At 39.0% G+C, this 24,757-nt stretch carries 22 protein-coding genes, 1 tRNA gene, 1 rRNA gene and 1 pseudogene; 19 read left to right on the top strand and 6 right to left on the bottom strand.

Features of this window, described 5'->3' with window-relative positions; translation table 11 throughout:
- The 6 genes from rrf to tsaD form a co-directional block, all read left to right on the top strand.
- Positions 1-95, top strand: a 5S ribosomal RNA gene (rrf, locus tag ACIQ0H_RS20440); the annotation flags it as partial.
- 67 nt (positions 96-162) lie between these two features.
- Positions 163-238: transfer RNA gene (locus tag ACIQ0H_RS20445), tRNA-Asp, on the top strand.
- Positions 239-628: 390 nt separating this feature from the next.
- Positions 629-1,081, top strand: a complete 453-nt coding sequence (gene tsaE / locus ACIQ0H_RS20450) for a tRNA (adenosine(37)-N6)-threonylcarbamoyltransferase complex ATPase subunit type 1 TsaE (RefSeq protein ID WP_403418965.1) — start codon at positions 629-631, stop codon at positions 1,079-1,081.
- Positions 1,078-1,788, top strand: a complete 711-nt coding sequence (gene tsaB, locus ACIQ0H_RS20455) for a tRNA (adenosine(37)-N6)-threonylcarbamoyltransferase complex dimerization subunit type 1 TsaB (protein ID WP_403418967.1) — start codon at positions 1,078-1,080, stop codon at positions 1,786-1,788. Before tsaE ends, tsaB begins: the two co-directional genes overlap by 4 nt.
- Positions 1,781-2,233 (top strand): ribosomal protein S18-alanine N-acetyltransferase, encoded by a 453-nt coding sequence (gene rimI / locus ACIQ0H_RS20460; RefSeq protein ID WP_403418969.1) that lies wholly within the window; start codon positions 1,781-1,783, stop codon positions 2,231-2,233. Before tsaB ends, rimI begins: the two co-directional genes overlap by 8 nt.
- Positions 2,230-3,252 (top strand): tRNA (adenosine(37)-N6)-threonylcarbamoyltransferase complex transferase subunit TsaD, encoded by a 1,023-nt coding sequence (gene tsaD, locus ACIQ0H_RS20465; RefSeq protein ID WP_403418971.1) that lies wholly within the window; start codon positions 2,230-2,232, stop codon positions 3,250-3,252. Before rimI ends, tsaD begins: the two co-directional genes overlap by 4 nt.
- A 370-nt stretch (positions 3,253-3,622) precedes the next feature.
- Here tsaD and ACIQ0H_RS20470 read toward each other — a convergent pair whose 3' ends face one another.
- The gene (locus ACIQ0H_RS20470) at positions 3,623-5,554 is read right to left on the bottom strand and encodes an ABC-F family ATP-binding cassette domain-containing protein (protein ID WP_403418973.1); all 1,932 of its coding nucleotides are present in this window, start codon (positions 5,552-5,554) and stop codon (positions 3,623-3,625) included.
- Between the two features lie 211 nt (positions 5,555-5,765).
- Here ACIQ0H_RS20470 and ACIQ0H_RS20475 point away from each other — a divergent pair, with 211 nt between their 5' ends.
- From ACIQ0H_RS20475 to tatC, 3 genes are all read left to right on the top strand, one after another.
- Positions 5,766-6,416, top strand: coding sequence for a redox-sensing transcriptional repressor Rex (locus ACIQ0H_RS20475; RefSeq protein ID WP_403418975.1), 651 nt, complete (start codon positions 5,766-5,768; stop codon positions 6,414-6,416).
- A gap of 94 nt (positions 6,417-6,510) precedes the next feature.
- The gene (gene tatA, locus ACIQ0H_RS20480; protein ID WP_403418977.1) at positions 6,511-6,717 is read left to right on the top strand and encodes a twin-arginine translocase TatA/TatE family subunit; all 207 of its coding nucleotides are present in this window, start codon (positions 6,511-6,513) and stop codon (positions 6,715-6,717) included.
- 17 nt (positions 6,718-6,734) lie between these two features.
- The gene (gene tatC / locus ACIQ0H_RS20485; protein ID WP_403418979.1) at positions 6,735-7,565 is read left to right on the top strand and encodes a twin-arginine translocase subunit TatC; all 831 of its coding nucleotides are present in this window, start codon (positions 6,735-6,737) and stop codon (positions 7,563-7,565) included.
- A gap of 64 nt (positions 7,566-7,629) precedes the next feature.
- Here the strand turns inward: tatC and ACIQ0H_RS20490 are convergent, their stop codons facing one another.
- Positions 7,630-8,373 carry a CPBP family intramembrane glutamic endopeptidase gene (locus ACIQ0H_RS20490; protein ID WP_403418981.1) on the bottom strand — a complete coding sequence of 248 codons (744 nt, stop codon included), beginning with the start codon at positions 8,371-8,373 and terminating at the stop codon, positions 7,630-7,632.
- A gap of 176 nt (positions 8,374-8,549) precedes the next feature.
- Between ACIQ0H_RS20490 and groES the strand changes: the two genes are divergently transcribed.
- Together groES and groL are read left to right on the top strand one after the other, a co-directional pair.
- Positions 8,550-8,834, top strand: coding sequence for a co-chaperone GroES (gene groES / locus ACIQ0H_RS20495; protein WP_403418983.1), 285 nt, complete (start codon positions 8,550-8,552; stop codon positions 8,832-8,834).
- 55 nt (positions 8,835-8,889) lie between these two features.
- Complete coding sequence (groL, locus tag ACIQ0H_RS20500) at positions 8,890-10,521, top strand: chaperonin GroEL (RefSeq protein ID WP_403418985.1); 1,632 nt, start codon at positions 8,890-8,892, stop codon at positions 10,519-10,521.
- A 67-nt stretch (positions 10,522-10,588) separates the two neighbouring features.
- Here groL and ACIQ0H_RS20505 read toward each other — a convergent pair.
- From ACIQ0H_RS20505 to ACIQ0H_RS20515, 3 genes and pseudogenes are all read right to left on the bottom strand, one after another.
- Positions 10,589-10,915, bottom strand: a pseudogene (locus ACIQ0H_RS20505) (tyrosine-type recombinase/integrase); the annotation flags it as partial.
- Complete coding sequence (locus ACIQ0H_RS20510) at positions 10,908-11,042, bottom strand: hypothetical protein (protein ID WP_403419069.1); 135 nt, start codon at positions 11,040-11,042, stop codon at positions 10,908-10,910. The pseudogene ACIQ0H_RS20505 and the gene ACIQ0H_RS20510, both read right to left, overlap by 8 nt.
- 12 nt (positions 11,043-11,054) lie before the next feature.
- Entirely contained in the window at positions 11,055-11,291 is a 237-nt protein-coding gene (locus ACIQ0H_RS20515) for a helix-turn-helix domain-containing protein (RefSeq protein WP_403418987.1), read from the bottom strand.
- A gap of 1,195 nt (positions 11,292-12,486) precedes the next feature.
- Between ACIQ0H_RS20515 and ACIQ0H_RS20520 the strand changes: the two genes are divergently transcribed.
- The 7 genes from ACIQ0H_RS20520 to ACIQ0H_RS20550 all read left to right on the top strand — a co-directional run bounded on the left by ACIQ0H_RS20520 (position 12,487) and on the right by ACIQ0H_RS20550 (position 21,425).
- Positions 12,487-14,142 (top strand): type 2 periplasmic-binding domain-containing protein, encoded by a 1,656-nt coding sequence (locus tag ACIQ0H_RS20520; protein ID WP_403418989.1) that lies wholly within the window; start codon positions 12,487-12,489, stop codon positions 14,140-14,142.
- Positions 14,143-14,227: 85 nt separating this feature from the next.
- Positions 14,228-15,208 (top strand): ABC transporter permease, encoded by a 981-nt coding sequence (locus ACIQ0H_RS20525; protein ID WP_403418991.1) that lies wholly within the window; start codon positions 14,228-14,230, stop codon positions 15,206-15,208.
- Between the two features lie 16 nt (positions 15,209-15,224).
- Positions 15,225-16,121, top strand: a complete 897-nt coding sequence (locus tag ACIQ0H_RS20530; RefSeq protein ID WP_403418993.1) for a carbohydrate ABC transporter permease — start codon at positions 15,225-15,227, stop codon at positions 16,119-16,121.
- Positions 16,122-16,352: 231 nt separating this feature from the next.
- Positions 16,353-18,119, top strand: a complete 1,767-nt coding sequence (locus ACIQ0H_RS20535; RefSeq protein WP_403418994.1) for a glycoside hydrolase family 36 protein — start codon at positions 16,353-16,355, stop codon at positions 18,117-18,119.
- A gap of 91 nt (positions 18,120-18,210) precedes the next feature.
- Complete coding sequence (locus ACIQ0H_RS20540) at positions 18,211-19,254, top strand: LacI family DNA-binding transcriptional regulator (protein WP_403418996.1); 1,044 nt, start codon at positions 18,211-18,213, stop codon at positions 19,252-19,254.
- A gap of 82 nt (positions 19,255-19,336) precedes the next feature.
- Positions 19,337-20,707: an MGH1-like glycoside hydrolase domain-containing protein gene (locus ACIQ0H_RS20545; protein WP_403418998.1), complete on the top strand. Its 1,371-nt coding sequence runs from the start codon at positions 19,337-19,339 to the stop codon at positions 20,705-20,707.
- Between the two features lie 70 nt (positions 20,708-20,777).
- Positions 20,778-21,425 (top strand): YesL family protein, encoded by a 648-nt coding sequence (locus ACIQ0H_RS20550; RefSeq protein ID WP_403419000.1) that lies wholly within the window; start codon positions 20,778-20,780, stop codon positions 21,423-21,425.
- A gap of 223 nt (positions 21,426-21,648) precedes the next feature.
- Here ACIQ0H_RS20550 and ACIQ0H_RS20555 read toward each other — a convergent pair whose 3' ends face one another.
- The gene (locus ACIQ0H_RS20555; RefSeq protein WP_403419002.1) at positions 21,649-23,346 is read right to left on the bottom strand and encodes a PucR family transcriptional regulator; all 1,698 of its coding nucleotides are present in this window, start codon (positions 23,344-23,346) and stop codon (positions 21,649-21,651) included.
- A gap of 237 nt (positions 23,347-23,583) precedes the next feature.
- On the opposite strand from ACIQ0H_RS20555, the gene ACIQ0H_RS20560 reads away from it, so the two are divergent.
- Complete coding sequence (locus tag ACIQ0H_RS20560) at positions 23,584-24,705, top strand: alanine dehydrogenase (RefSeq protein ID WP_403419004.1); 1,122 nt, start codon at positions 23,584-23,586, stop codon at positions 24,703-24,705.
- Positions 24,706-24,757 lie beyond the last annotated feature (52 nt).

Here is a 24,757-nt window from a genome sequence, read left to right on the forward strand (position 1 = left end):
GTCACACCCGTTCCCATCCCGAACACGGAAGTTAAGCTCTTCAGCGCCGATGGTAGTTGGGGGTTTCCCCCTGCAAGAGTAGGACGTCGCCGGGCTCGCACATTTACTTCGACTTGAATGTGTAAAGAGTCTTCAAAATGTCGAACAAGTAGTACATATTTAGGTCCCGTGGTGTAGCGGTTAACATGCCTGCCTGTCACGCAGGAGATCGCCGGTTCGATCCCGGTCGGGACCGCCATTTAATTTTAATTTACAAACCGATTTTGGGATTTATTCCGAGGTCGGTTTTTTTGCGTCTAGACTCCAACGCCTAGCCCCTCGAGTCGCTTGGGCCTACAGGATGTAGGTCATGCAGTCGTTGCCACAGGACGTGGCGTTACAGGACGTGGCGTTTTTAGACTGCCATCCCCCTTGCTGATAAAGACAAAGAGCGTCTTTATCTTCAAGCCTTCCAGCAGGGAAGGCTTGAACTGCATCCTTCCTACTTGTCGGGGCTGAACAGGCGTTTGCGCTTTTTTTGTTACTTAGAAAATAAATCACTACCGAAAATGAAGTAATAAGCATCTATACTTTCCGATGCATCGTATTTTCGGTACACTATAGCAAAGCAGTGGAAAGGAAAAATCTTATGATTAGGGAAATCGAAGTCTATTCCGTTGAAGAAACAGAGCAGTTAGCAACAAAATTGGCAACCCTTCTTACCCCGCCGGATGTTCTCACGCTTGAAGGGGATCTTGGTGCCGGAAAAACAACGTTTACAAAGGCATTGGCGAAAGGTTTGGGCATTACACGCACAGTCAATAGCCCGACGTTCACAATTATTAAGCAGTATGAAGGACGCTATCCTTTCAACCATCTGGACGTCTATCGCTTAGCCGATAGTGATGAAGATCTTGGCTGGGATGAGTTGTTTTATGGAAATGCAATATCAGTCATTGAATGGGCGCATTTGATAGAGGATGATTTGCCTAAAGAACGTTTGGAAATCCGGCTTGCTCATGAAGGCGGAGATAAACGAAAGATTACATTGATGCCGATAGGTGAACGATATGAAAAGATTTGTGAGGGGATTTTCTTATGATTTGGCTTGGGATAGATACGGCTAATACACCGTTGTCGATTGCGATTGTGAAAGACGGGGAATTGCTGGTGGAGGAAACCTCTTCGATGGCTATTAATCACTCACTGCGTGCGATGCCGGCAATTGAGGAGCTACTCGCGAAGGTAGGGATTAAGCCAACTGATATTGATGCAATTGCGGTTTCGGAAGGACCTGGTTCTTATACGGGTGTACGAATTGGTGTGACGATTGCGAAGACGCTGGCATGGACGCTTGATAAACCGCTTGTGGGCGTCTCTAGTTTGAAGGTGCTTGCTGCAAATGTATTATTCTTTAATGGGATCATTTGCTCAGTTGTTGATGCAAGAAGAAATAACGTGTATGCGGGCGCTTATCATTCGAATGATGGAGAGCTTACAGCAGTGATTGAGGACGGGCATTATTCTCTTGAAGAAGTGATTCAAAAGCTTGGAAAACAGGATGGCCCTATTGTATTCGTTGGAAAAGATGCGGGAATGCACGAACAGCAGCTTGTTGAAAAGCTTGGTAAGCGTGCAATGATTGCTCCACTTCACTTTAATCTACCACGTGCCTCTTCGCTCGTTTATATTGCAGCGCAATCAGGACAAGAATCGGATGTACATGCATTCGTACCAGAATACCGTCGTATGGCTGAGGCGGAGGCGAACTGGCTGAAAGAGCAGGGAAAGGACAAGACTTGTGAGTAAAGATATTCAATATAGGCAAATGGTGATAGAGGATATCCCGGCTGTTGTGGAAATAGAGCAAGAGTCTTTTGCTATTCCATGGACGCAGGAAGTTTTTGAACATGAAATGACAGGGAATGATTATGCGCATTATATCGTTGCTGTCCAGGATGAAGAGGTTATTGGTCATTGCGGCATGTGGATTGTATTGGATGAGTGTCATATCACAAACGTTGCGGTACGCGTTCATATGCGGGGCAATGGTATCGGAGAAGCGTTGATGAGAGAAGCAATTGGACTTTGCAAGGAAATGGATGTCCGCTTAATGACGCTTGAAGTGCGGACCACTAATTTCACTGCACAGAATTTGTATAGAAAAATCGGTTTTCAGGATGGCGGAATACGGAAAAACTATTATTCGGACGACCATGAAGATGCGCTCGTCATGTGGGTGGAGTTCAAATGACAAAAGATAGCTATATTTTAGGAATTGAAACAAGTTGTGATGAAACCGCTGCTTCTGTTGTGAAAAATGGAACGGAGATTATTTCAAATGTTGTTGCATCCCAAATTGTGAGTCAGAAACGGTTTGGTGGTGTTGTACCCGAAATTGCATCGAGACATCATGTAGAACAAATTACACTCGTTATAGAGGAAGCGCTTGCGAAAGCAGAGTTAACGCCTGCACAGCTTGATGCAGTTGCTGTAACAGAAGGGCCTGGACTTGTAGGCGCGTTATTAATAGGTGTTAATGCAGCCAAAGCTTTCTCTTTTGCTAACGGTTTGCCAATCATTGGGGTCCACCATATTGCAGGGCATATTTATGCGAATGAGCTCATGCAGCCAATGGAGTTTCCGCTGCTAGCGCTGATCGTTTCTGGAGGGCACACGGAGCTCGTTTTAATGGAACAACATGGTTCATTCACATTAATCGGAGAGACGCGTGATGACGCAGCTGGAGAGGCATATGATAAGGTCGCTCGTGTACTCGGTCTCCCTTATCCAGGTGGGCCGCAAATTGACAAATTGGCAGCAGAAAGTGATGGCGAAATACCTTTTCCAAGGGCCTGGCTGGAGCCGGATTCGTATGATTTTAGCTTTAGTGGGCTTAAATCGTCTGTCATTAATTACAGGCATAATCTCGAGCAGCGTGGAGAGAAGATTAACCCAGCCCATGTTGCGGCTGGGTTCCAGGCAAGTGTTGTAGAAGTACTGACGTCGAAAGCACTAAGAGCGGCAAAAGAGTACGATGTAAAGCAAGTAATTGCAGCCGGTGGCGTTGCAGCGAATAAAGGATTGCGTTCATCTCTTGATGAAGTATTTAAGAATGAAGGAATTCCTTTTTACGTACCTCCAATCGCCCTTTGTACAGATAATGCAGCTATGATTGCAGCAGCAGGATCAGCTATGTTTACCCAAGGGGTACGTGGAAATCTTGCTATGAACGGCAAGCCTGGTATGCTACTTACTTCATGGAATAATTAAATAATTGGAAACACGGAAGTTGTCATGAAACGACAATTTCCGTGTTTTTATGTCATGGTCCAATTTTACCTTGTCAAGAGGGAACATTCGTACTTATGCACAATCTGTGGATAAGTTGTGTATAACGTATAAAAGTGTTCATATAATAACACCGATAGCAGGATAACTTTGTGAATAAGAAATACGATAACTGTGGATATTGTGGAGAACATTGTTCATATCCCATTATATCTACATTTGTTGTGTGGATAAGATTGTGGGAAATTATTTCCCGGGAAAACAGTATAGCAGATGATCTAACAAGTTACGACAGCCAAAAATGACAAAGCACCAAATTAAATCGATATATCGATTCAATTTGGTGCCCTTTTTATTCTAATGATTCTAGTTCTTCTTGCAGGGTTAGCCAACTTTCTGATTTGTTATCATGATCAACCTGGCATTCGTCAATCTGGGCTTGTAGCTCCATTAATTTCACGTGATCATCTGCAAACTCAGGCGTGGAAAGTTCGTTCTGAAGTGTTGCCATCTGTTCGTCTAATAAGGAGAGTTGCTCCTCAAGTTCTGCAATTGCTCTCGTCAGCCTTCTTTCCTGCCTTTTCAGTTCCTTGTCATCTACATTCTTTTTCGCTATCAAGGGACTTGCAGTAGCTCTGTTGGCATTCGTTTCGGCAAGTAGCTCTTGTTGTTCCAGTTTCTTCTCAACGAAATAATCATAGTCACCCAGGTACTCGACTGCACCTGTAGTACTAATATCAATGACTTTTGTTGCAATGCGATTAATGAAGTAACGGTCATGTGATACGAAGATGAGCGTACCAGGGAAATCGTCCAATGCATTCTCCAGAATTTCTTTACTATCCAAGTCAAGATGGTTTGTCGGCTCATCAAGGATAAGTGTGTTCGATTTTTCCAGCATCAGTTTCGCCAGTGAAAGTCGTGCCTTCTCACCGCCTGATAAGGAAGTGACCGGTTTGTCGACATCTTCCCCTGAAAATAAAAAGCGACCGAGTACAGAGCGTATATCTTTTTCATTCATCATCGGCCAGTCGTTCCATAATTCCTGAAGAACAGTGCCATTGCCAATTAGTGTTGCTTGTTCCTGGTCGTAATAACCGAATTGAACGTTTGTCCCATAACGTATGAAGCCAGAAATGGGCTCATTCATCTTAACCAGTGTTTTTAACAATGTCGATTTTCCAACACCATTAGGTCCAATGATGGCAATCCGGTCCTGTTTGTAGACACGTAGGTCAATGCCTGTTGAAACAGGGGTATCGTTATAGCCAATCGAAACGTTTTCAAGCGCTAGCACATCATTACCGCTAGGACGATCGATTGAAAAGCTAAAGTTAGCTGATTTTTCGTCCCCGTCAGGCGAATCCATCCAATCGGTCCGTTCTAGCAACTTCCTACGACTTTTCGCCATTTTTGAAGTCGATGCGCGGGCAATATTTCGTTGGATAAAATCTTCGAGCTTAGCTTTCTCGCCCATATCTTTTTCAAAAAGTTTCTGATCTCGTTCGTAGTTCTTTGCCTTTTCGGCAAGGTAAGCACTATAGTTTCCTGTATACTTCGCCACTTTTCTTCTAGAAACTTCGTAAACAATCGTTACGATTTCGTCCAAGAAATAGCGGTCATGGGAAACGATTAGAATAGCTCCTTCGTAAGAGACAAGATACTTTTCAAGCCAACCAAGTGTTTCGATATCGAGATGGTTTGTTGGCTCATCGAGGATGAGGAGGTCGGGCTTGCTGAGTAGCATTTTAGCGAGCGCTAACCGCGTCTTTTGACCGCCAGATAGCAGGTGTACGCTTTTTTCATAATCGTCCGGATAAAAACGCATACCGTGTAGAACTGAGCGTGTGTCCGATTCATATTGATAGCCGCCGGAATCCTTGAATTCAATTTGTAGAGCATCATATTCCGACATCACACGGTTATAGTCGCTAGGGTTGTCGTATACCGCTGGATCGGCCATTTGTCCCTCAAGTACCCGAAGTCGTCTTTCCATGATATGAAGTGGTTCAAAGACGGTCATCATCTCTTGCCAGATGGATAATGAAGAATCAATGCCGCTATGCTGTTCAAGATAACCAATTTTCACGTCCTTCGGAACGATTAAATCACCCGAATCGGCCGTCATTTCACCTGCAATTATTTTGAGTAGTGTCGACTTTCCAGCTCCGTTGCGTCCAACAAGTGCTACACGGTCGCGGTGTTGCACCTCGAGTCGAACATTTTCTAATATATCGGTTCCTGAGAATGATTTTGTCAGTCCATTTACTTGTAAAACAATCATATTGAGCACCTCTATTCTTCTTTAGTTTAAAGGAACGGCACGAGGCGTGCAACGGTCGACTTTACAACCTTCCATATCTACTGTACGATAGAATCGGTTTCACTTGCTTCAACGAAAGTAGTCACTTCTTAAGTGCCGTGACTGGATGCAAGGGAAGTTTCGAAACAATTACGTCGAGACGTAATGGATTGGTATGTTCAGGAGGTTTACAATGATAGAAGAATCACCAAAAATACCACAGGCGACATCAAAGCGGTTGCCCCTTTATTATAGATTTCTTCAAAACTTCGCGAACCTAGGTAAGAAACGTGTGTCTTCTAGTGAATTAAGTGAAGCGATGAAAATCGATGCGGCTACCATACGTCGGGATTTTTCCCATTTTGGGGCGTTAGGGCGCAAAGGGTATGGCTATGACGTGCATTACCTTGTTGAGTTTTTCCGTCAAATTCTCGATCAGGATGAAGGAACAGATGTTGCATTGATTGGCGTAGGAAGTTTAGGCAGTGCATTTTTAAAATATAACTTCCATAAAAACCATAATACACGAATTGTCGTTGCGTTCGATCCGAAAGCACCCGTAGATGGTAAAGTGTTAAGTGGTATTCCAATTTTTCATCCGGATACAATTAGTGAGAAAATTGTCGAATTGGGGATAGACCTTGTGATCTTGACGGTTCCCTCTCGTGTAGCGCAGGATGTAACGGACAAGTTGATAGAGGCTGGTATCAAAGGGATTTTGAATTTCACGCCCGTACGCCTTAATGCGCCTGATGAAGTGCGTGTACACACAATAGATCTATCTGTTGAGTTACAGACACTTATTTATTTCATGAAGAATGACGATAAAAATTCACAAATATAATGGTGTGAGAATAGTAATAATAATTGTTTTCGTGTAAAATGATATCATAAAGAAGGATGGGTATAATCCTTCTGCTACGAGGGAGGTGTCTGAGATGCCAGGTCCAATGAGTTTAATCATAATCGCAATTATTGCGTTACTTGTTTTCGGTCCAAAGAAGTTGCCTGAGATTGGTAAGGCGTTTGGTTCTTCATTGCGTGAATTTAAAAACGCAACTAAAGGTCTCGTAGAAGATGATCAAGTGAAAGACAAGAAAGCTGAAGTATTACAAGTAGAAGTTAAAAAAGAAGAAGTGAAGTAAGTTAGGGTGTTTGTCCAATGACAGAAAAAAACTTAACAATCATTGAACATATAGATGAAATTAGAAAACGGCTGATGGTAATCGTCGTTTTCTTTGTTGTTGCAGTAGCGGGGAGTTTTTTCGTTGCAAAGCCCCTCATTCAGTTTTTGCAAAATAATGGGGTAGCGGAAGAAATCACGCTAAATGCATTCAACGTGCTTGATCCGATTATGATTTACTTGAAAGTGATTATTTTTATTGCGGTGATTGTCATTTCACCTGTCATCATGTACCAGTTATGGGCGTTCATCTCGCCAGGATTACATGAAACGGAGCGGCGGGCGACGCTGAATTATATCCCGTTTACCTTCTTCCTGTTTGTTGGTGGAATTTCGTTTTCTTATTTCGTACTGTTACCTTACGTGATGAAGTTCATGATGAATTTATCGACAGACCTCGATATCGCTCAGACAATCGGCATCAATGAGTACTTCTCGTTTCTGTTCCAATTACTCATTCCATTCGGTGTCATTTTCCAATTGCCGATTGTGTTGCTATTTTTAACGAGACTCGGTATTTTAAACCCGTCGACACTTGTGAAAATACGGAAGTACGCGTATTTTGTGCTGTTCGTCATTGCGGCATTCATAACACCGCCTGATTTGTTCTCGCATCTTTTCGTTACAGTTCCATTGTTTGCACTTTACGAAATCAGTATTTTCATATCCCGGTTTGGTTATCGAAAATACTTGAAGGCGGAAAAGCAACGTGAACTAGAAGAAGAGTTAGCAGAGCGAGAGCGGCAGTTAGAGGAAGTACGGGCAGAGCAACAGCGACAAATTGACGAAGTGATGAGACAACAGAAATAACAGTAAAAAGTCTTCCAACCGAAAGTTTCGGTGGAAGACTTTTTTGTTGTCGCATACGTTTTTTTTATTGGAAAAATACAATCATGGCTTGTTTCATGTTTTGCATTTGCTCAAGCTTGTCATAGTTCAGCTGACCAATGACGACGAAGCCGTTCATGAGCAAATGAGCAATTATCGGTGTGAGTAGCCTTTTCGTCTTGTAGTACAGATAGGAGAAGATGAGGCCTGGCATCATGTACATTAAAATATGCTCGAATTCGTTATGCATAGCAGCAAAAATAAGAGCACTGACCACAGCAGCAACCCAGAAGTTTGACTTTGTGTAAATACCGCCAAAAAGGACACGTCTAAAAATAACCTCTTCTAAGAACGGTGCAAACAATACAATCGAAATAATGACGATAGGCGATACTTTGGCAATATCACTTAGCACGGCTGTGTTATCTGACCCTGGTGTAATGCCAATCACACTTTCGACCATGGCTGCGAGCATTTGTCCTCCCATTACGAGGAAGAAACCAATAAATCCCCAGAGAACGGCATTGCTAAAAGAGGACTTTTTCTCTTTGAAAAGATGTAAGAATTTTTTATTTCGAATCATGAAGAACAGGAAGACAATAGCGGCAAGTGCATTGCTGATGAAAAGCGACCAAGCGCTCGCACGATAAGCAATATCCTTTTCGGTGTATTGTTCAGCCCAAGGGAAGTGGTCGAACAAGCCTTGCCCCAAATAAATACTACCTACCTGCATGGCAGCATATGTTAATAGTAGATAAAAATAGATCATCCCGTTTTTCAACTCTCCCACCCTTTCAATTGTAGCTGACGTCAATTTTAGCTGTTTAAAGCTAGATAAGCAAAGAGAAATGTTCGGGGGATTTCACTTGCAATTAATGAGAATGTTCATTATGATAAGAAATGTATTAGCACTCAAGTCTAACGAGTGCTAAAATTGTAGAACTTACTTTGGGGAGGTTGTTTCACGTGTTGAAACCATTAGGTGACCGTATCGTAATCGAACTAATCGAGGCAGAAGAAAAAACATTAAGCGGTATCGTACTACCGGATTCTGCGAAAGAGAAACCGCAAGAAGGGAAAGTCATTGCGGCAGGTTCTGGACGCGTTCTTGAGAGCGGAGAGCGAATCGACCTAGAAGTTAAAGAAGGCGACCGAATCATCTTCTCAAAATATGCTGGTACTGAAGTGAAATTTGAAGGTAACGAATATCTGATCCTGCGTGAAAGCGACATTTTAGCGATTATCGGCTAATCAGCTACTAATCGATTAATTTACAAATACACGAAAATCAGGAGGGAACTTATAAATGGCTAAACAAATTAAATTCAATGAAGACGCACGTAGCGCAATGCTTCGTGGTGTTGATACATTAGCAGATGCTGTTAAAGTAACGCTTGGACCTAAAGGACGTAACGTTGTTCTTGAGAAGAAATTCGGTTCACCACTTATTACAAATGACGGTGTGACAATCGCGAAAGAAATTGAATTAGAAGACGCGTTTGAAAACATGGGTGCAAAACTCGTAGCAGAAGTAGCTTCGAAAACGAACGAAATCGCAGGTGACGGTACAACGACTGCAACGGTTCTAGCGCAAGCGATGATCCGTGAAGGACTGAAAAACGTGACTGCAGGAGCAAACCCTGTCGGTATCCGTAAAGGAATCGAAAAAGCAGTTATTGCTGCGATTGAAGGATTGCAAGAAATTTCCGATGAAATTCAGGGCAAAGAAGAAATCGCACAAGTTGCATCGATTTCATCTGGAGATGAAGAAGTGGGTCAATTGATTGCTGAAGCAATGGAGCGCGTTGGCAACGACGGCGTTATCACAATCGAAGAATCAAAAGGCTTCACGACTGAACTGGATGTTGTAGAAGGTATGCAATTCGACCGTGGCTATGCATCTGCTTATATGGCAACAGATACGGACAAAATGGAAGCGGTTCTCGATAATCCTTACATCTTAATCACAGATAAAAAGATTACGAACATCCAAGAAATCCTTCCTGTTCTTGAACAAGTCGTTCAACAAGGTAAACCATTATTGATGATTGCGGAAGACGTTGAAGGCGAAGCGCTAGCAACACTTGTAGTGAACAAGCTACGTGGTACATTCAACGCTGTTGCTGTTAAAGCACCAGGCTTCGGTGACCGTCGTAAAGCAATGCTAGAAGACATTGCAGTGCTAACAGGTGGTCAAGTCATTACAGAAGATTTAGGCCTAGACCTTAAATCTGCAGACATTACGCAACTTGGACATGCAGCGAAAGTCGTTGTAACGAAAGACAACACGACTATCGTTGAAGGAAGCGGAAATTCTGAAGTGATTTCTGGACGCGTGAACCAAATCCGTGTTCAACTTGAAGAGTCTACTTCTGAATTCGATAAAGAGAAATTGCAAGAGCGTCTTGCGAAATTGGCAGGCGGCGTTGCAGTGATTAAAGTTGGAGCAGCAACTGAAACAGAACTTAAGGAACGTAAACTTCGTATCGAGGATGCATTGAACTCAACTCGTGCCGCTGTTGAAGAAGGTATCGTTTCTGGTGGTGGTACGGCTCTTGTTAACGTCTACGGCAAAGTAGCTACATTACTAGAGTCTGTGGAAGGCGACGTAGCAACAGGTGTGAAAATTGTACTCCGTGCACTTGAAGAACCAGTACGCCAAATCGCTAACAACGCAGGTCTTGAAGGCTCAATCGTTGTCGATCGCCTAAAACGCGAAGAAGTCGGTATCGGCTTCAACGCAGCAGAAGGCACTTGGGTCAACATGACGCAAGCGGGTATCGTCGACCCAACTAAAGTTACACGTTCAGCACTTCAAAACGCAGCATCTGTTGCAGCGATGTTCTTGACGACTGAAGCGGTAGTAGCGGATCTTCCTGAGCCAGCTGGTGCTGGAATGGGTATGCCTGATATGGGCGGCATGGGCGGCATGATGTAATAAGCCGCTTGAACCCTTGATATATAAGGCTTTTTATGTAAGGGGAAAGTGAAATGCTAACATTTTGCTAGCATAGAGGATTATAATCGAGGCTTCTCATGAGTTGTGTAAACTTTTGAGAAGCCTCTTTTTTCATTTCTTTCGTTACGTGGAGATAAACGTTCTTTGTTGTTTCATCATCACAATGCCCTAAACGATCCATATTCTCTTCTAATCCTACTTTAGCTACTGCTAATAACGACGTATGTGTATGACGAAGGGAATGTGGTGTAAGTTCTTTATTTATAACGGCTGACTTTAACAAACGAGCCATTCCGTTTTCAACGGTTTTAATAAAAATCGGATAGCCTGGTTGTCTTTCCTTCTTAGCAAAAATAAAGCCTTCATCAAGATAATTTTTTCTTGGTGTCTTTCATCATCTGTGGACGCCCTCGTTTCTTTGAATAAAGGGCGTCTATACCTTGTTCTGCTAGAACTTTTTGCCACGTTGAAATGATCGATGGAGATGAAATCTTAAAGATCGTAGCTGTTTCTTAATATGGCGTCCCTGTTTCTTTCATATAATTAAGTACGGCAATTTTAAATTGTCCAGAGTAATTTGTATAGCCTAAATTCAAACCAGCAGAACCATGAATTTCATAGAGAGCTACCCATTTTACTATCGATTTATGATCAGTGCCTATTCGCTTTCCAATATCTCTATAGAATTTTTTTCCTTCAAGATAATCAAAAACTGCATTCAATTTATCTTCAAATGAAAATTTCCCCATAAAAAAAATACCCCTCCAATAGTTAGTTGTGTCTAACAATTGGGGTCTCACCAAGCCATTATAAAAAATTAATGCAACAAACCATACTTGTTCAAAATCATAATGAGTAGCCTCTTATTCTTAATGAATAAGAGGCTACTTAAATTTTACGCAATAAGTGTTAGTGGACATAAAAGCCTAATTTTCATGCTTGCTACACATCGGCTAATTAATCCGACACCTTCTTTTGCATTCCCAATCAAAAGAAGGTTGGTGGAGATTGATCATAGAAAAAGCCTTCCTTTGCCGGGAACAGATTAAGTTTCACCAAAATAGAAAGAAAGGAAAAATGAATCTCCTGATTAGAGTTCATTCCTTCTCGATATAGGGTTGTACCGCTCTTGGATACTTAAGCAAATAGTAGCTGCTCCAAGGATAGTATTCTGCCTGCCTGAGCATCTTCACCTTTAGATGGATGTTGCGACTACCCTCTAACATGCCCTCTTTATCTTCAATCACTTTGTCATACTATCGCTATTCATAAACATGCCCTGTTAATCGGTACTTTGCATTGTAATAGTTTGCGTACCGTTTGGTGATAAAAGACATAAGTTTGAAAAAGGAATTTCGTGGGAACGAATCTGCAGGTGATCATGATTGGTCATTAAACAATAGGTGGTCATTTCAAAAGGAACTTTTTCATGAAGTTGATTCAGAATGTGCGAAAAGGCTTGAAAATCCGTTGCATTTCGTTTGCCACACGGTTCTTACGGCCCTCAAAGGTGCCGATTGATGAGGATTTCGTGAAATTACCGATAGAACAAAAAGCCACCAAAACCGTCCCTTTGAACCACCTCCAAAGAATTTAATTGATCGGCAAAAAAAACGTATTGAAACTTCCGAATTTTTCTGATAATATATCCATAGAATAGAGTTTAGTAAAGTTTTCTAATATTACTCAAGTTAGTTTACTAAACATCATGATAGAAACTTGAAATTCTATTTTGGTAATGTAAGCGCTTTTATTCCTACTAGAGGAAGAAGGTAATATGAAAAAAGAGTGATTATAATACCATTTTAATTTAAGCAGGAATTTTTCAGGTGAAAAATGGGAGATAAATTCTTGCTATGATCCACTTTTAGTCGTTGATTACTTTTGCTTTGGATAAACGGAAATTTTTAAAGAGATTTTTACTATTACTGAAGGGGTGTAGAAATGAAAAAATACTTATACTTGTTTCTTGTTGGTCTACTAGTTATTTCAATAGTAGCAGGGTGTATTAATAATGAGGGAGATTCCTCTGGAGAGGATAAAGGTGAGCCAAATCCAAACGCCGGAAAGACGAATGAATTTGGTTGGAATGTGCCAGAGTCTACATTAGAATTCTCATATTTTGCTGGCCAAGGAAATCCTAAAGAGGTAGAAAAAAATACAAAACTATTAAATGAATTTCTTCTAGAGCAGTTTAATGTGAAAGTTAATAAGCAAGTAACAGAAACAGACAATAAGGAACGTCTTAATCTCATGCTTGCTTCGAATGATTACCCTGAAGTGATTACCGGATTATCACCTGCAGAAGTTGAAAAATGGGTAAGTCAAAAACGGGCGGTTGATTTAACGGAATATATTGATAAGTATGCCCCTACTATTAAAGAGAAATTGGGAGATACGTATAAACGTTACTTGGATGAAAATGGTAAATTATATGGATTGCCAAATTACTGGGGATATTTCCCGATTGCGGATTATTCAGCTAATATCCCATATACAACGTGGGTAGAAATAGGAAAGCCTAAATCAGTATCTACTGAAGAGTATTTTGATCTACTGAAAGAGCTGCAAGCTAAAACACCAGAAAATCAAAATGGACAAAAAACTTATGCATTATCTGGGGAAAGTTGGGCAAATGGCTATATCTATAAAGTTTTAGCCGGTGCATGGGGCTTAGAAAATGGCTTTAAAGAAGATGAGAATGGTAACTTGACTCACTGGATCAATACACCAGAAGGTATTGAATTAACCAAGTATTTAAATAAGTTTCAAATTGAGGGGTTATTAGACCCTAATAGTTTTATAAATGATTTTGACCAATGGAAAGAAATGTTTTCAAATAAGAGAGTTTACGGGCATATTGGACCTTGGTGGCATTCTTGGAATGCAGGGCACGAGGTATGGCAGAAAACAGATGAAAATTGGAAACCAGAAGACCGTTATGTACAAGTTGGTATAAAGGCACCTGGTGTTGATCAAGCCTACCTATCACCAAAGAATACGATTGGTTCCTCTAGAACAATTATTACAGATAAGGCTAAGGATCCTGAAAAAATCATTCAATTCCTTGATTTTGCATTTAGTGATATGGGAAATAAGCTATTAGGTTGGGGTGTTCCGAACGAGGAACTTTCTATTTGGGACATTGAGTCCGGAGAATGGTCTTGGGTAGAGGAGAGAAAGAACGAGCTGATAAACGGAAACTATGACTATGATAAGGGTTTATTGACTGGTCAAGGTGAATATGCAATAGTGGCCTACCACGGGATAATGGAAGATGAAACAAACTGGTGGTATGATCAAAACTTTAATAATGAAGCTGAATGGAAAAGGGATTTTAACGAAAACTTAAAAGATACTATTTCCGATAATACGCTAAAAACAATCAGCGTCCCTCTTAATGATCCACTTGCAGTGAAAGAAGAACAAGTTAATACGTTAATTAACACAGGAATGTCAAAGGCAATTCAGGCGAAAAGTCCAAAAATGGCTGAAAAAATATTTATAGAGTTACGTGAAAAAGTAAATAAGGCTGGTTTAAATGAGATTGAAGAGTACAAGACAAAGATTTATCAGGAAAGACTGAAGAACTGGAAATAATAATAGAGAGAAGGGGGTATTGGCCTCCTTCTCTTTCTAACAAAAATTGAAATTGATAAAAGTGACATGGGGGGGATAGGATAGTATGAACACAATGCGAGCAAACAATGAAGAGGTTTCAAAATCCGTCATATCTAGCAAAAAAAAGATGTCGGGCATCAAGAGAATTAAAAATACTTTTCTTCGAGAAAAACAACTCTGGTTGATTTGTATTCCAATTATATTGTGGGTGCTGTTATTTGCGTATTATCCAATGTATGGATTGATCATGGCGTTTGTCGATTATGAACCAGGGAGAGCTATTCTCGACAGTAATTGGGTAGGTTTTAAGTATTTCATTGAGTTTTTCCAATCACCTGATTTTTGGATGGTGTTAAGAAATACATTAGTTATTAGTGGGCTTGGAATTGTTTTGGGTTTCCCTGCACCGATTCTATTAGCTTTGTTACTACATGAATTAAAATATTCTCGATTTAAAAAGTTTGTACAAACTGTATCCTATTTGCCGCACTTTATGTCTTGGGTAGTGGTAGCAAGTATTGTTTTTGTTACATTAGGAAATGAAGGTGTTTTCAACCAATTCCTTATGAGTATGGGAATCATCGATCGTCCTCTTTCTTTTCTTGGAGAAGGGAAATATTTCTGGGGGGTCATTACTGGAGCCGATATATGGAAAGGGATAGGTTGGTCAAGCATTATTTATTTATCTGCCATTGCTGGTGTCGACTCTCAGTTGTACGAGGCTGGAAAGGTGGATGGACTCGGGCGGTTTGGTCTGATTTGGCATGTCATTATCCCGGGTATAAGACCTACCATTGTTATTTTGATGATTTTAGGGATTAGTGGAATTTTGAATGCTGGTTTTGAACAGCAATTGTTAATCGGGAATGTTCAAACAAGGGAGTATTGGGAAGTTTTCGATACTTATTCCTACCGATATGGAATTCAGTTAGGTAACTATTCCTATGCGACAGCCGTGGGATTATTTAAGTCAATTATCGGGCTTATCTTATTAGTTGGCGCAAATAAATTCTGTAAAAAGTTTTTCGATACTTCAGTGTACTAAGAAAGCTGGTGAGAGTGTGAAGCAAGGGTATATTAAAGAAAGCATAGGAAGCAAGATTTTTGATAAGGTGAATTTAGTATTGATGATAGGCTTTGCAGCTATAATGATATTTCCTTTTCTTAATTTAATTGCACTATCACTGAACGATGGTGTAGATGCAGCAAGAGGTGGTATTTATTTATGGCCGCGAGAATTTTCGTTTGATTCATATAGAGTATTGTTTCAAAATGAAGATTTACTTAAAGGGTTTAGCATATCTATTTTACGTGTTGTAGTGGGAACCGTTACAGGTGTTTTATGTACGGGTCTATTAGCTTATATCGTCTCCGTTAAGCAATTTTCGGGTCGTAAGTTTATGAGACTATTATTTATTTTCACGATGTTTTTTAGCGGAGGGCTAATCCCAACTTATTTACTTTTCGTGAAATTAGGCTTATCTAATTCATTTACAGTATATTGGTTACCAGGTCTTTTTAGTCCATTTTTTATGCTACTGATGGTATCGTACATACAAAACCTTCCAGATTCTATCTTTGAGTCTGCAAGAATGGATGGTTGTAGTGAATTGCGGATTTACTTTCAGATTTTGATCCCAATGTCGATTCCTGTTTTTGCTGCCATTGCGGTATTTAGTTCAGTGGGTCATTGGAACTCATGGTTTGATGTTCTGATCTATAACCCAGGTGGAGAATGGGATACCTTACAAGTTTATTTACGTAGATTACTATTAGAGGTAGAAGCCATTCAACAAGTTCAAGATTTACAGTTAGCCTATTCAAAATACCGAGATATCTCTCCGGTCACCTTAAGAGCAGCAACTACGGTTCTTGTTACCTTGCCTATTATTTTTGTTTATCCATTTGCACAAAAATATTTCGTTGGGGGCATTACATTAGGGTCAGTAAAAGAATAATCAGATATATAGGTTGAACTTATGATATTCATCTAATCTCCAGCGAAGGCGCCTTACGGGGGTAGCCGAAGCAATAAGACTGGCAGCGGTTTTCTGTCTGGCTTATTGCGGGAGGCATCCCCTAGCGCCGAGCGTTGTTGATAGAATTCTTTAGTTCAATATATACATCATAATAATATTCTTAGTTTTTTAATTCGTAAAAAAATCTTTAACAAGAAAAGAGGAAAAGCTGTGCTTACAAAACAAAATATTAAAATAGAAGCAGTTTGTGATCCGATTGTGGATGTAAAGCTAGAGGAATTTAAAGTAAATGATATTCTCTATGTAAATGTTCAAATTGACGCAAAGGAATTCATTCAATTTCCGAAAGTCGATCTTATTTGGCAGTATCCCATTGTAGATATTCAATCGTATTGGCATCCTGGTTCAGGTCGCAGTAAAAAATTTGGAGTAGATTGGGATGGTGGATTCTCCTCAAAAGGAACTGTTTCTGCACCTGTCGGTTGCTTTTTTAGTCAGGATGGGAAAAATCGTCTCTCCGTTGCATATTCTAAAGCGATGGAAACAGTAGGTTTTAATCTTGGAGTACATGAAGAAAATGGAACAATTAAATGTCAAATTACATTATTCACTGAACAGACAAAGAAAATGAAGCAATATCATGCAACGATTCGAATTGACACAAGGGACATTCCTTATTTTGATGCAATTAAGGGGATGTCCAAATGGTATGAAACGATCGAAGAGAATAACTCATTGATTGTTCCAGAAGAAGCTAATCTCCCTATGTATTCTACATGGTATAGTTTTCACCAAAATGTAACGGCTCACGAAATTGAAGAACAGTCCCGGCTTGCTAAACAGTTTGGATGTGAAGCAGTTATTGTTGATGATGGCTGGCAAACCGAAGACAATCAGCGTGGGTATGCTTATTGTGGTGATTGGGAAGTTGCAACAAGCAAAATACCTAATATGAAGGAACATGTCGAGAAAGTACATGCTATGGGGATGAATTATTTATTGTGGTATAGTGTTCCATTTGTCGGGAGGCATGCTAAAGTCTGGGATCAGTTTAGCGATAAGATTTTATATTTCCAGGAATATCTCCAAGCAGGAGTGCTTGATCCTAGATATCCAGAAGTAAGAGAATACCTCATTTCCGTATATGAAACTGCTTTAAAGGAATGGAATATAGATGGATTTAAATTTGATTTTATAGATAACTTCGACATAAGAAGAGCAAATGAAAAGGCTTTAGAGCCAGATGAAAATCGGGATTTTGAATCTGTTCAAGAAGCTGTAGATCGGTTGTTAACAGATGTTATGGACAGGCTTCGAGTCATCAAACCAACTATTATGATTGAATTTAGACAACGATATATTGGCCCACATATGAGAAATTACGGGAATATTTTCCGTGTAGCTGATTGTCCTAATGATGCCATTACTAATCGTGTTGGTGTTGTTGATTTACGTTTATTCTCCGGGAATACAGCGATTCATTCCGATATGATTATGTGGAATAAAGAAGATACCGTAGAAAATGCTGCTTTACAGCTGATCAATGTCTTATTCGGTGTACCGCAATTTTCGATGCGCTTTGAAAACTTATCTCCTAGTCATTTAGAGATGACTAAATATTGGTTAGGTTTTTGGAAGGAACACCGAGATGTATTATTGAACGGTGAACTAAAAGCCGAAGCACCAGAACTATTATATCCTATAGTAAGTGCAGAAAATGATATGACAAAGATTATTGCTGTCTATGGGGATGTTGTTGTAAAAAGCGGGAAATCAAGTGTGTCAAATTTGATAATTGTGAATGGCACTTTAAAAGAAGAACTAGTACTGGACTTAGAAGAAGCCATTATGGATCACATGTTAGAAATATTTGATTGCTGTGGTCATTTAGTAAAGAAACAATCCTTATCATTACCGGCTGGTTTAAATCGGGTGCATGTGCAGAAATCAGGCATCCTTATGATAAAAAAGGAATAAAATTGTCGATTCATTAGGCCTTTGCTATGATAGTAATTAATCTAGTAAAGATTAACTGAAATTTCGGGTTGTAAAGAGAAGAGGTTTTTGGATGGCGACAATTAAAGACATTGCTAAGTTATCTAATGTTTCAACATCTACTGTATCACGAGTACTTAACAACGATTCTTCCTTATCTGTAACAGAAGAAACAAGAAAAAAAGTGAACGAAGTTGCAGAAAAGCTTCAATATACTTTACCTCAAAGAAAGAGCGTTAGAAAGCAGCATGAACATAAAGATATGAAAATTGGTCTGATCATTTATTGTTCAGAAAAGGTAGAAGATGAAGATCCTTATTTCTTATCTATACGTCAAGGTGTTGAGCAGGAATTATATCATTGTGGTTTAGAAATTTCAAAAGTTATTCGATGGATTAATTATGATTCATATGAAAGCTTGAATGGTTTAGATTCTTTAATTGTGATTGGAAAAATAGATTTTGATTTTTTAAATCCGTTTTTCGTACAAATACAAAATATCGTATTTGTTGATTATTCCCCAAATGATGAAGTGTATGATTCTGTGATTGTCGATTTTGAAAAAGCGACATATAAAGCACTAGACCATCTGCTGGAAAATGGGCATACGTCAATAGGGTTTATCGGGGGGACGGATTTTTTACATCAATTCGGGTCAAAAGCTGGGTCAAGGCAGATGGATAAACGACTAAAAGGTTTCCAAAAATATATGGAAAGCAAAGGGTTGTTTAATGAAGACCATCTTTATATTGGGAACAATTTTACTACACAAATTGGTTATGAGTTAATGAAAAAAGCCATAAGCAATAATTGTCTGCCTACTGCGTTTATAATAGCGAGTGATCCAATGGTTATTGGTGCATACAGAGCACTTGAGGAAGCTGGCATAAGTATCCCAAATGAAGTGTCCATCGTAGGATTTGATGATATTACAATTGCAGAATATATGACTCCTCCACTAACAACAATAAAAGTATATTCTAATGAAATGGGAAAATCAGCAGTTAGACTATTGGATGAAAAGTTAAATGGGAGGGAAGTTTCCATAAAATTAGTCGTCCCTACAAAGCTTATTATACGGCAAAGCACTGTAAATAAATTTGAAAATAATAGATAGGATTTTTTCTAACCACACTAATTAGGTTAGGCAGTCAGAAATTTACCGCATTTAACTTCTTACTAAGAAAGGCGGGCTGTAAATGAATAATATGGAAAAGTCAATAGGGAAAGTAGAATTCGAATCTTCTTCTATTTTTCTAAATAACGGATTCACGTGGGCAAAACAAGAAGCACTTTCCTATGCTCATAATGGTGAAGATGCTGCTGGATTGTGGTATGAAGCTGCTTTGCCAGGAAGAGCAGCATTTTGTATGCGTGATGTAGCACATCAAAGTGCAGGTGCTTCCATTCTGGGACTTCAGAATCATACAAAGAATATGTTATCTAAATTTGCAGCGGGAATTTCCGGTGTGAGAGATTGGTGCAGTTATTGGGAAATTGATAAGGAAAATACCCCAGCCTCTGTAGATTATCGAAGTGATTCTGACTTTTGGTATAACCTTCCTGCCAATTTTGATATTTTAGACGCATGTTATCGGCAATTCCTTTGGACAGGCGATACAGATTACCTCAATAATCCTGAATTCATAACATTTTATGAGAAAACAATTAATGAATATGTACGAGCTTGGGATAAAGATAATGATGGGTTAATGGAACATTATCCTGAGTATGGAAGACGTGGTATTGCCTCTTATAATGAAGATGGGTTACAGCCGCGTATTGCAGGAGATTTAATTTCTGCACAATATGCAGGTTATAGTGCTTTTGCGAAAATAAATGAGTTAAAAGACAACCATCAATTGGCAAAAGATTATAAAGAAAAAGCGGCACAGTTGCAAAAAATGTATCAAAATGATTGGTGGAATGAAAAATCATCCAGATTCTATGGTGCGCTGTTACAAAATGGAGAATTTTATGAGCCTTATTATGATATAGCCAATTTTTTACCGCTTTATTTTGGACTTATTTCTGATAAGGAAAAATTAAAACTTGCGTTAAAAGACGTAACACAGAATGGTGTTGTTAATGTAGAAGGAAAATCCTATTTCCCAGAGATTTATTATAAAAATGGGGACAATGAGGATGCTTATGCTATATTGCTAGAATTAATAGACCCTAGTTTAATTAGAAGAGAATACCCAGAGGTTTCTTATGCCGTGATTGGTTCGATTGCAACAGGGATGATGGGGATTTCAGCAAATGGTGACACTGAAATAACAACTATGTCTCGATTACCAAATGAACTAGAGTGGGCAACAATGAGGAATGTACCTATTTTAAATAATGAAATTGATATTACTCATCACTCTAATCGAGAAACACGTTTAACGAATCGTTCCGGTAATCCTTTAACATGGAAAGTCCAGTTTTCATATGAAAAGGAGCAATGTTTGATTAACAACGTAACGGTTGATCTACAACATGAATATGATTTGGATGGAGTAATAACTTCTTTTGCTATTGTAACGGTGAATGAAGGGGAAACGATATGTGCAAGTGTTATATAGGATGGAGGTGAAAGCTTAGTTATCTATATTTATAAATTCATTATAGTATATACATAACTAGGTGGAAGAAATGGAAGGTCTAATAGGAGGGATTTATCGCTATTGTGAATGGATCATGCGATTCGCTTATATAAATATACTTTGGATTTTGTTTACCATACTCGGTTTCATTGTTTTTGGTGCAGCTCCAGCCTCCGCAGCTATGTTTGCAGTTTCAAGAAAATGGGTAATGGGTAATCATGATACCCCGATTTTTTCTGTTTTTTGGGATACGTATCGGAAGGAATTTGTTAAAGCGAATCTAGTAACATTTTTTATGTTTCTTATCGGTCTTTTATTGTATATTGATATTCAATTATTTCAGCAAATGAAAAATATTTTTGCCTATGTTATTTCTTTTATTCTAATGGGTGTTTTATTGATTTATTTTGCTGCTTGTTTCTATCTTTTTCCATTATTAGTGCATTATGAGACCAAGGTTTTTCAATATATTAAGTATTCATTCCTATATGCCGTGTCTTATCCTATGCACTCGATATTAATGATTGTTGGGACAGTAATTATATATTTCGTTGTTACAACCATACCAGGGCTACTTCCTGTCCTTAGTGTTGGTCCGCTAAGTGTTTTAATAATCTCAATCAGCTATCGGGTGTTTTCAAAAAAAACGCAACATATGGGGATCGTTAACGTACATTTTGCTAACGCTCTCAAGTAATAAGGGTAAAATAATGTTAAAGATGTTACACCTATGTACTAGGAAAACGTTGATTTTATGCGGTTTCGTAAACTGATGATAAATATGTTACACACTCTCACCTTAAGGACGGCATGATGTGATTTAATCACAAATGTAGAAAAACCTTTTCAAGTCTAGTTTTAGACTTGAAAGGGTTTTTTCTTGTATCAATGACTGTATAATGATTTTTACGCTGGCCATATTACCACTTCGTAGGTGCTCCTCCTTGCTGTATAAGTTGATAGGCTTTCAAAGCTATTTCAACGCTTAATCTGTTCTCCGGCATATCAAAATCAAAATCGAGAATCTCTTTTATTTTTTTCATTCGATGATAGAGTGTTTGTCTTACAATATGTAAATTTTGAGCTGTAAGCTTCGTCGAACGATCAAACTCAAAGTATTTCGCTAAAGTCAGAAGAAATTCTGTTCCATATTCTTTATCATAGTTTATTAAGGGAGAGAGATAATCCTCAATAAAATGCGCTGTATCTTGATCATGCTGTATTAATTGAAGTAGCCGAAATATGCCAAGATCTTCGTAAAAGGCACTTGTTGAAAATGTACGATAATTTAAAGCTAACTGCGCTTCTCGATAACCAGTATGAGCATCCAAAAGTAACTGGTATTGTCGCCCAACGCCTATACGGATTTGGCTAGATTCACCTACCCTAACATGTAGCAATGTATCGATCACTTTCAAGAAGCGTGCCTTAGAGGTATCTGTAGTTCCCAGATCAATAGCTAATACAATAATTTGATTTCTAATTGAAGTGATATAGGGTGTAAAAGAATACTTTTCGAACCCAGAGCGGATTTTTAAAGAATAATGATAGATAGTAGATTCATTTTCTTCGTCCAATATATTTAATGAAGACGACTGAAAAACGTCTTCGATATCAATGATTGCAATTCGATAACGTATGTAAGTGTGCTTAGCTTGTAACGTAATAAATTTCCTTGCTTGTTCCTCATGATTGATGCGTCTATCAAGTAAATCATTTAACCATGTGGATTCTAAACGCAATCGTTTTTCATCCAAATAATATTTGCGTAATAAGTCTTGTGAGATTGCGAGGGAAGCGCGATCAAGGATTAGAAAATCAAATTCATCCGATTCACGATCTAAAGCCATAACTAGGTATGCCCAGATTTGATCCATGGCCCCAATCGGATGGAGAAGAATAGTATGGTTTAACGCCTTCCATTCAATGGGTGAATCATTGGTGATTTTGTCGTGCCAGTGTTCTTTATCCTCGTAAATGGTGTGGAGAAGCTGTTCCATAAAGTCATTTTTCAATCCTGGAATTGCAAAAGGTGTTCCATCTAATGGGAGATAGATAATGGGTGCTTCTGTTTTCTGTTGCAACAACTTTAAAATATTTGATAACCCATGAGTAGTGAGTGACAAGGAATGGAACTCTCTTGAAATTGAATCTAATGTAACCAACTTCTCATGCTGAGCGTTAATGAAAAATGAATGTAGATTCTGTGCTATTTCTACGAAATTTATGAATTCTTTGAAAATGATAATCGGAAAGTTATACTCATTGGCCATCTCGATCATTTCTTTAGGAATCTTTTCGAAGTAATGTCCAAGTTCTACACATAAACATGAAGCGTTGCGTTCGATAAGATTTAACAAAAATGAAGTATTAGAGGAATCTCTCCATTCAAACCCGAACCCGGTAGAAAGTATCAGTTCCCCACCCTGAAAGATCGTATCATCAAAAAACGGAATTTCAAGGACATGTGTCCACTTGACTTGACGGTGCAACCCATTTGCCCCTGCTACGACCTCCGCCTTTGAAAAGAGTGGGCGCTTAAGAACATCTTGTACTGTAAGCATATATACCACCTCACTTTTTAGTGTTAGCTGTATCAGCTTAGTATAACTATACAAGAAAGTCTAGGTCCATAAAATATGGATTCCCAAGTAAGCAAGCGTCCCCTGACAAACAGGTCGGCGCTATTTGACGTTACCTTGAAAGTCCAGATAATCTGTCCTAAGGGATTAAAAGTGCTTGGTTAAAAGAAAACTCCTATAAATTTAACCTCGTGTCTAATGTAAGGGCTATCATTTACCTGTAAAATTTAAAATGTTCTATTAATTAAAGGCGGATAAAAAGGAGAATGAACAATGATAATAGGTGTTCCTAAAGAATTAAAAACTGCAGAGACTAGAGTGGGACTAAATCCATCATGGGTAAAAAAACTAACAGTTTCCGGTCATGAAGTACTCATACAAAGTACAGCAGGTAAAGCAAGTGGCTTTGATGACGACAAATATGTTGCGGTTGGAGCCAAAATCGTCAACACAATTGAAGAGGTTTATGAGAAGTCAGAATTTGTTGTTAAGGTGAAAGAACTTCAACCGTATGAATTTGACCTTCTCCAAGAGCATCAAATGGTAATGGCATGGTTCCATTTAGCGGAAGACGTCGATCATGACATGCTACAAGCGTTGCTAGATAAAAAAGTAACATCAGTATCAATGGAACTAATCGTTTTACCTGATGGCACTAGACCTACGATTAAACCAATGAGTGAAATCGCTGGCACATTAGCAATGCTTGAAGCAGTCAAGTACGCCCAATATGGCTATGGCGGAAAAGGAATCCTTTTACGAAAACTGGCTGGTTTACCGTCAAGTAGAGTATTGATTCTTGGTGGTGGTAATGCTGGACTCAATACTGCACAAGTTGCTGTGGGTCTTGGATTAAACGTAACAATCATCGAAGCATCGATGAAACGCATGGATTATTTGAACAATCAGTTGCCTCAGGCGGATGTTTTGTATTGGGATGAAGATATGATGTTCGAAGAACTTATTCAAAGTGATGTTTTAATTAATACAATTTATCCATTACCAGGGGTAACCGATCCTCTTATCACGCGCGAAATGGTTAGTAAAATGAAACCTAAATCTATGATTATTGATATCACAGGAGCAGGTTTAATCGAAACTTCACGTTATACGACTTTAGAGGATCCAATTTATTACGAAGAAGACGTTCTCCATTACTGTGTTCCGAATATGCCGGCACTATGTCCACAAACTTCGACAGACATCATGTTGATGACGACGGGTCCTTATATTATGAATATCGCCAATAATGGATTGGGGAATGTAATAGAAAATGATGAAATCGTAAAAAATTGTATTAGTACTTTGAACGGTGAAATTGTTCATCACGAAGTGGGAATTAACCATAATATGGCTTATACAGATATGAAAAGAGAGTTACTTGCGTCCAAATAATGATGTGTCTTTAGGGGAATCTCATATTATTACGTTTCATTTCTATTGATTA

The sequence above is a fragment of the Sporosarcina sp. NPDC096371 genome, from assembly GCF_044762865.1.
Taxonomy (GTDB): Bacteria; Bacillota; Bacilli; order Bacillales_A; family Planococcaceae; genus Sporosarcina.

Excerpts from the sequence above, each read along its gene's own strand:
- ACIQ0H_RS20540 (WP_403418996.1), top strand. The coding sequence starts at position 18,211 with ATGGCGACAATTAAAGACATTGCTAAGTTATCTAATGTTTCAACATCT.
- ACIQ0H_RS20550 (WP_403419000.1), top strand. The coding sequence starts at position 20,778 with ATGGAAGGTCTAATAGGAGGGATTTATCGCTATTGTGAATGGATCATG.
- tatC (WP_403418979.1), top strand. The coding sequence starts at position 6,735 with ATGACAGAAAAAAACTTAACAATCATTGAACATATAGATGAAATTAGA.
- ACIQ0H_RS20545 (WP_403418998.1), top strand. The coding sequence starts at position 19,337 with ATGAATAATATGGAAAAGTCAATAGGGAAAGTAGAATTCGAATCTTCT.
- tsaB (WP_403418967.1), top strand. The coding sequence starts at position 1,078 with ATGATTTGGCTTGGGATAGATACGGCTAATACACCGTTGTCGATTGCG.
- tatA (WP_403418977.1), top strand. The coding sequence starts at position 6,511 with ATGCCAGGTCCAATGAGTTTAATCATAATCGCAATTATTGCGTTACTT.
- ACIQ0H_RS20560 (WP_403419004.1), top strand. The coding sequence starts at position 23,584 with ATGATAATAGGTGTTCCTAAAGAATTAAAAACTGCAGAGACTAGAGTG.
- ACIQ0H_RS20470 (WP_403418973.1), bottom strand. The coding sequence starts at position 5,554 with ATGATTGTTTTACAAGTAAATGGACTGACAAAATCATTCTCAGGAACC.
- tsaE (WP_403418965.1), top strand. The coding sequence starts at position 629 with ATGATTAGGGAAATCGAAGTCTATTCCGTTGAAGAAACAGAGCAGTTA.
- groL (WP_403418985.1), top strand. The coding sequence starts at position 8,890 with ATGGCTAAACAAATTAAATTCAATGAAGACGCACGTAGCGCAATGCTT.
- ACIQ0H_RS20515 (WP_403418987.1), bottom strand. The coding sequence starts at position 11,291 with ATGGGGAAATTTTCATTTGAAGATAAATTGAATGCAGTTTTTGATTAT.
- tsaD (WP_403418971.1), top strand. The coding sequence starts at position 2,230 with ATGACAAAAGATAGCTATATTTTAGGAATTGAAACAAGTTGTGATGAA.
- ACIQ0H_RS20525 (WP_403418991.1), top strand. The coding sequence starts at position 14,228 with ATGAACACAATGCGAGCAAACAATGAAGAGGTTTCAAAATCCGTCATA.
- ACIQ0H_RS20475 (WP_403418975.1), top strand. The coding sequence starts at position 5,766 with ATGATAGAAGAATCACCAAAAATACCACAGGCGACATCAAAGCGGTTG.
- ACIQ0H_RS20520 (WP_403418989.1), top strand. The coding sequence starts at position 12,487 with ATGAAAAAATACTTATACTTGTTTCTTGTTGGTCTACTAGTTATTTCA.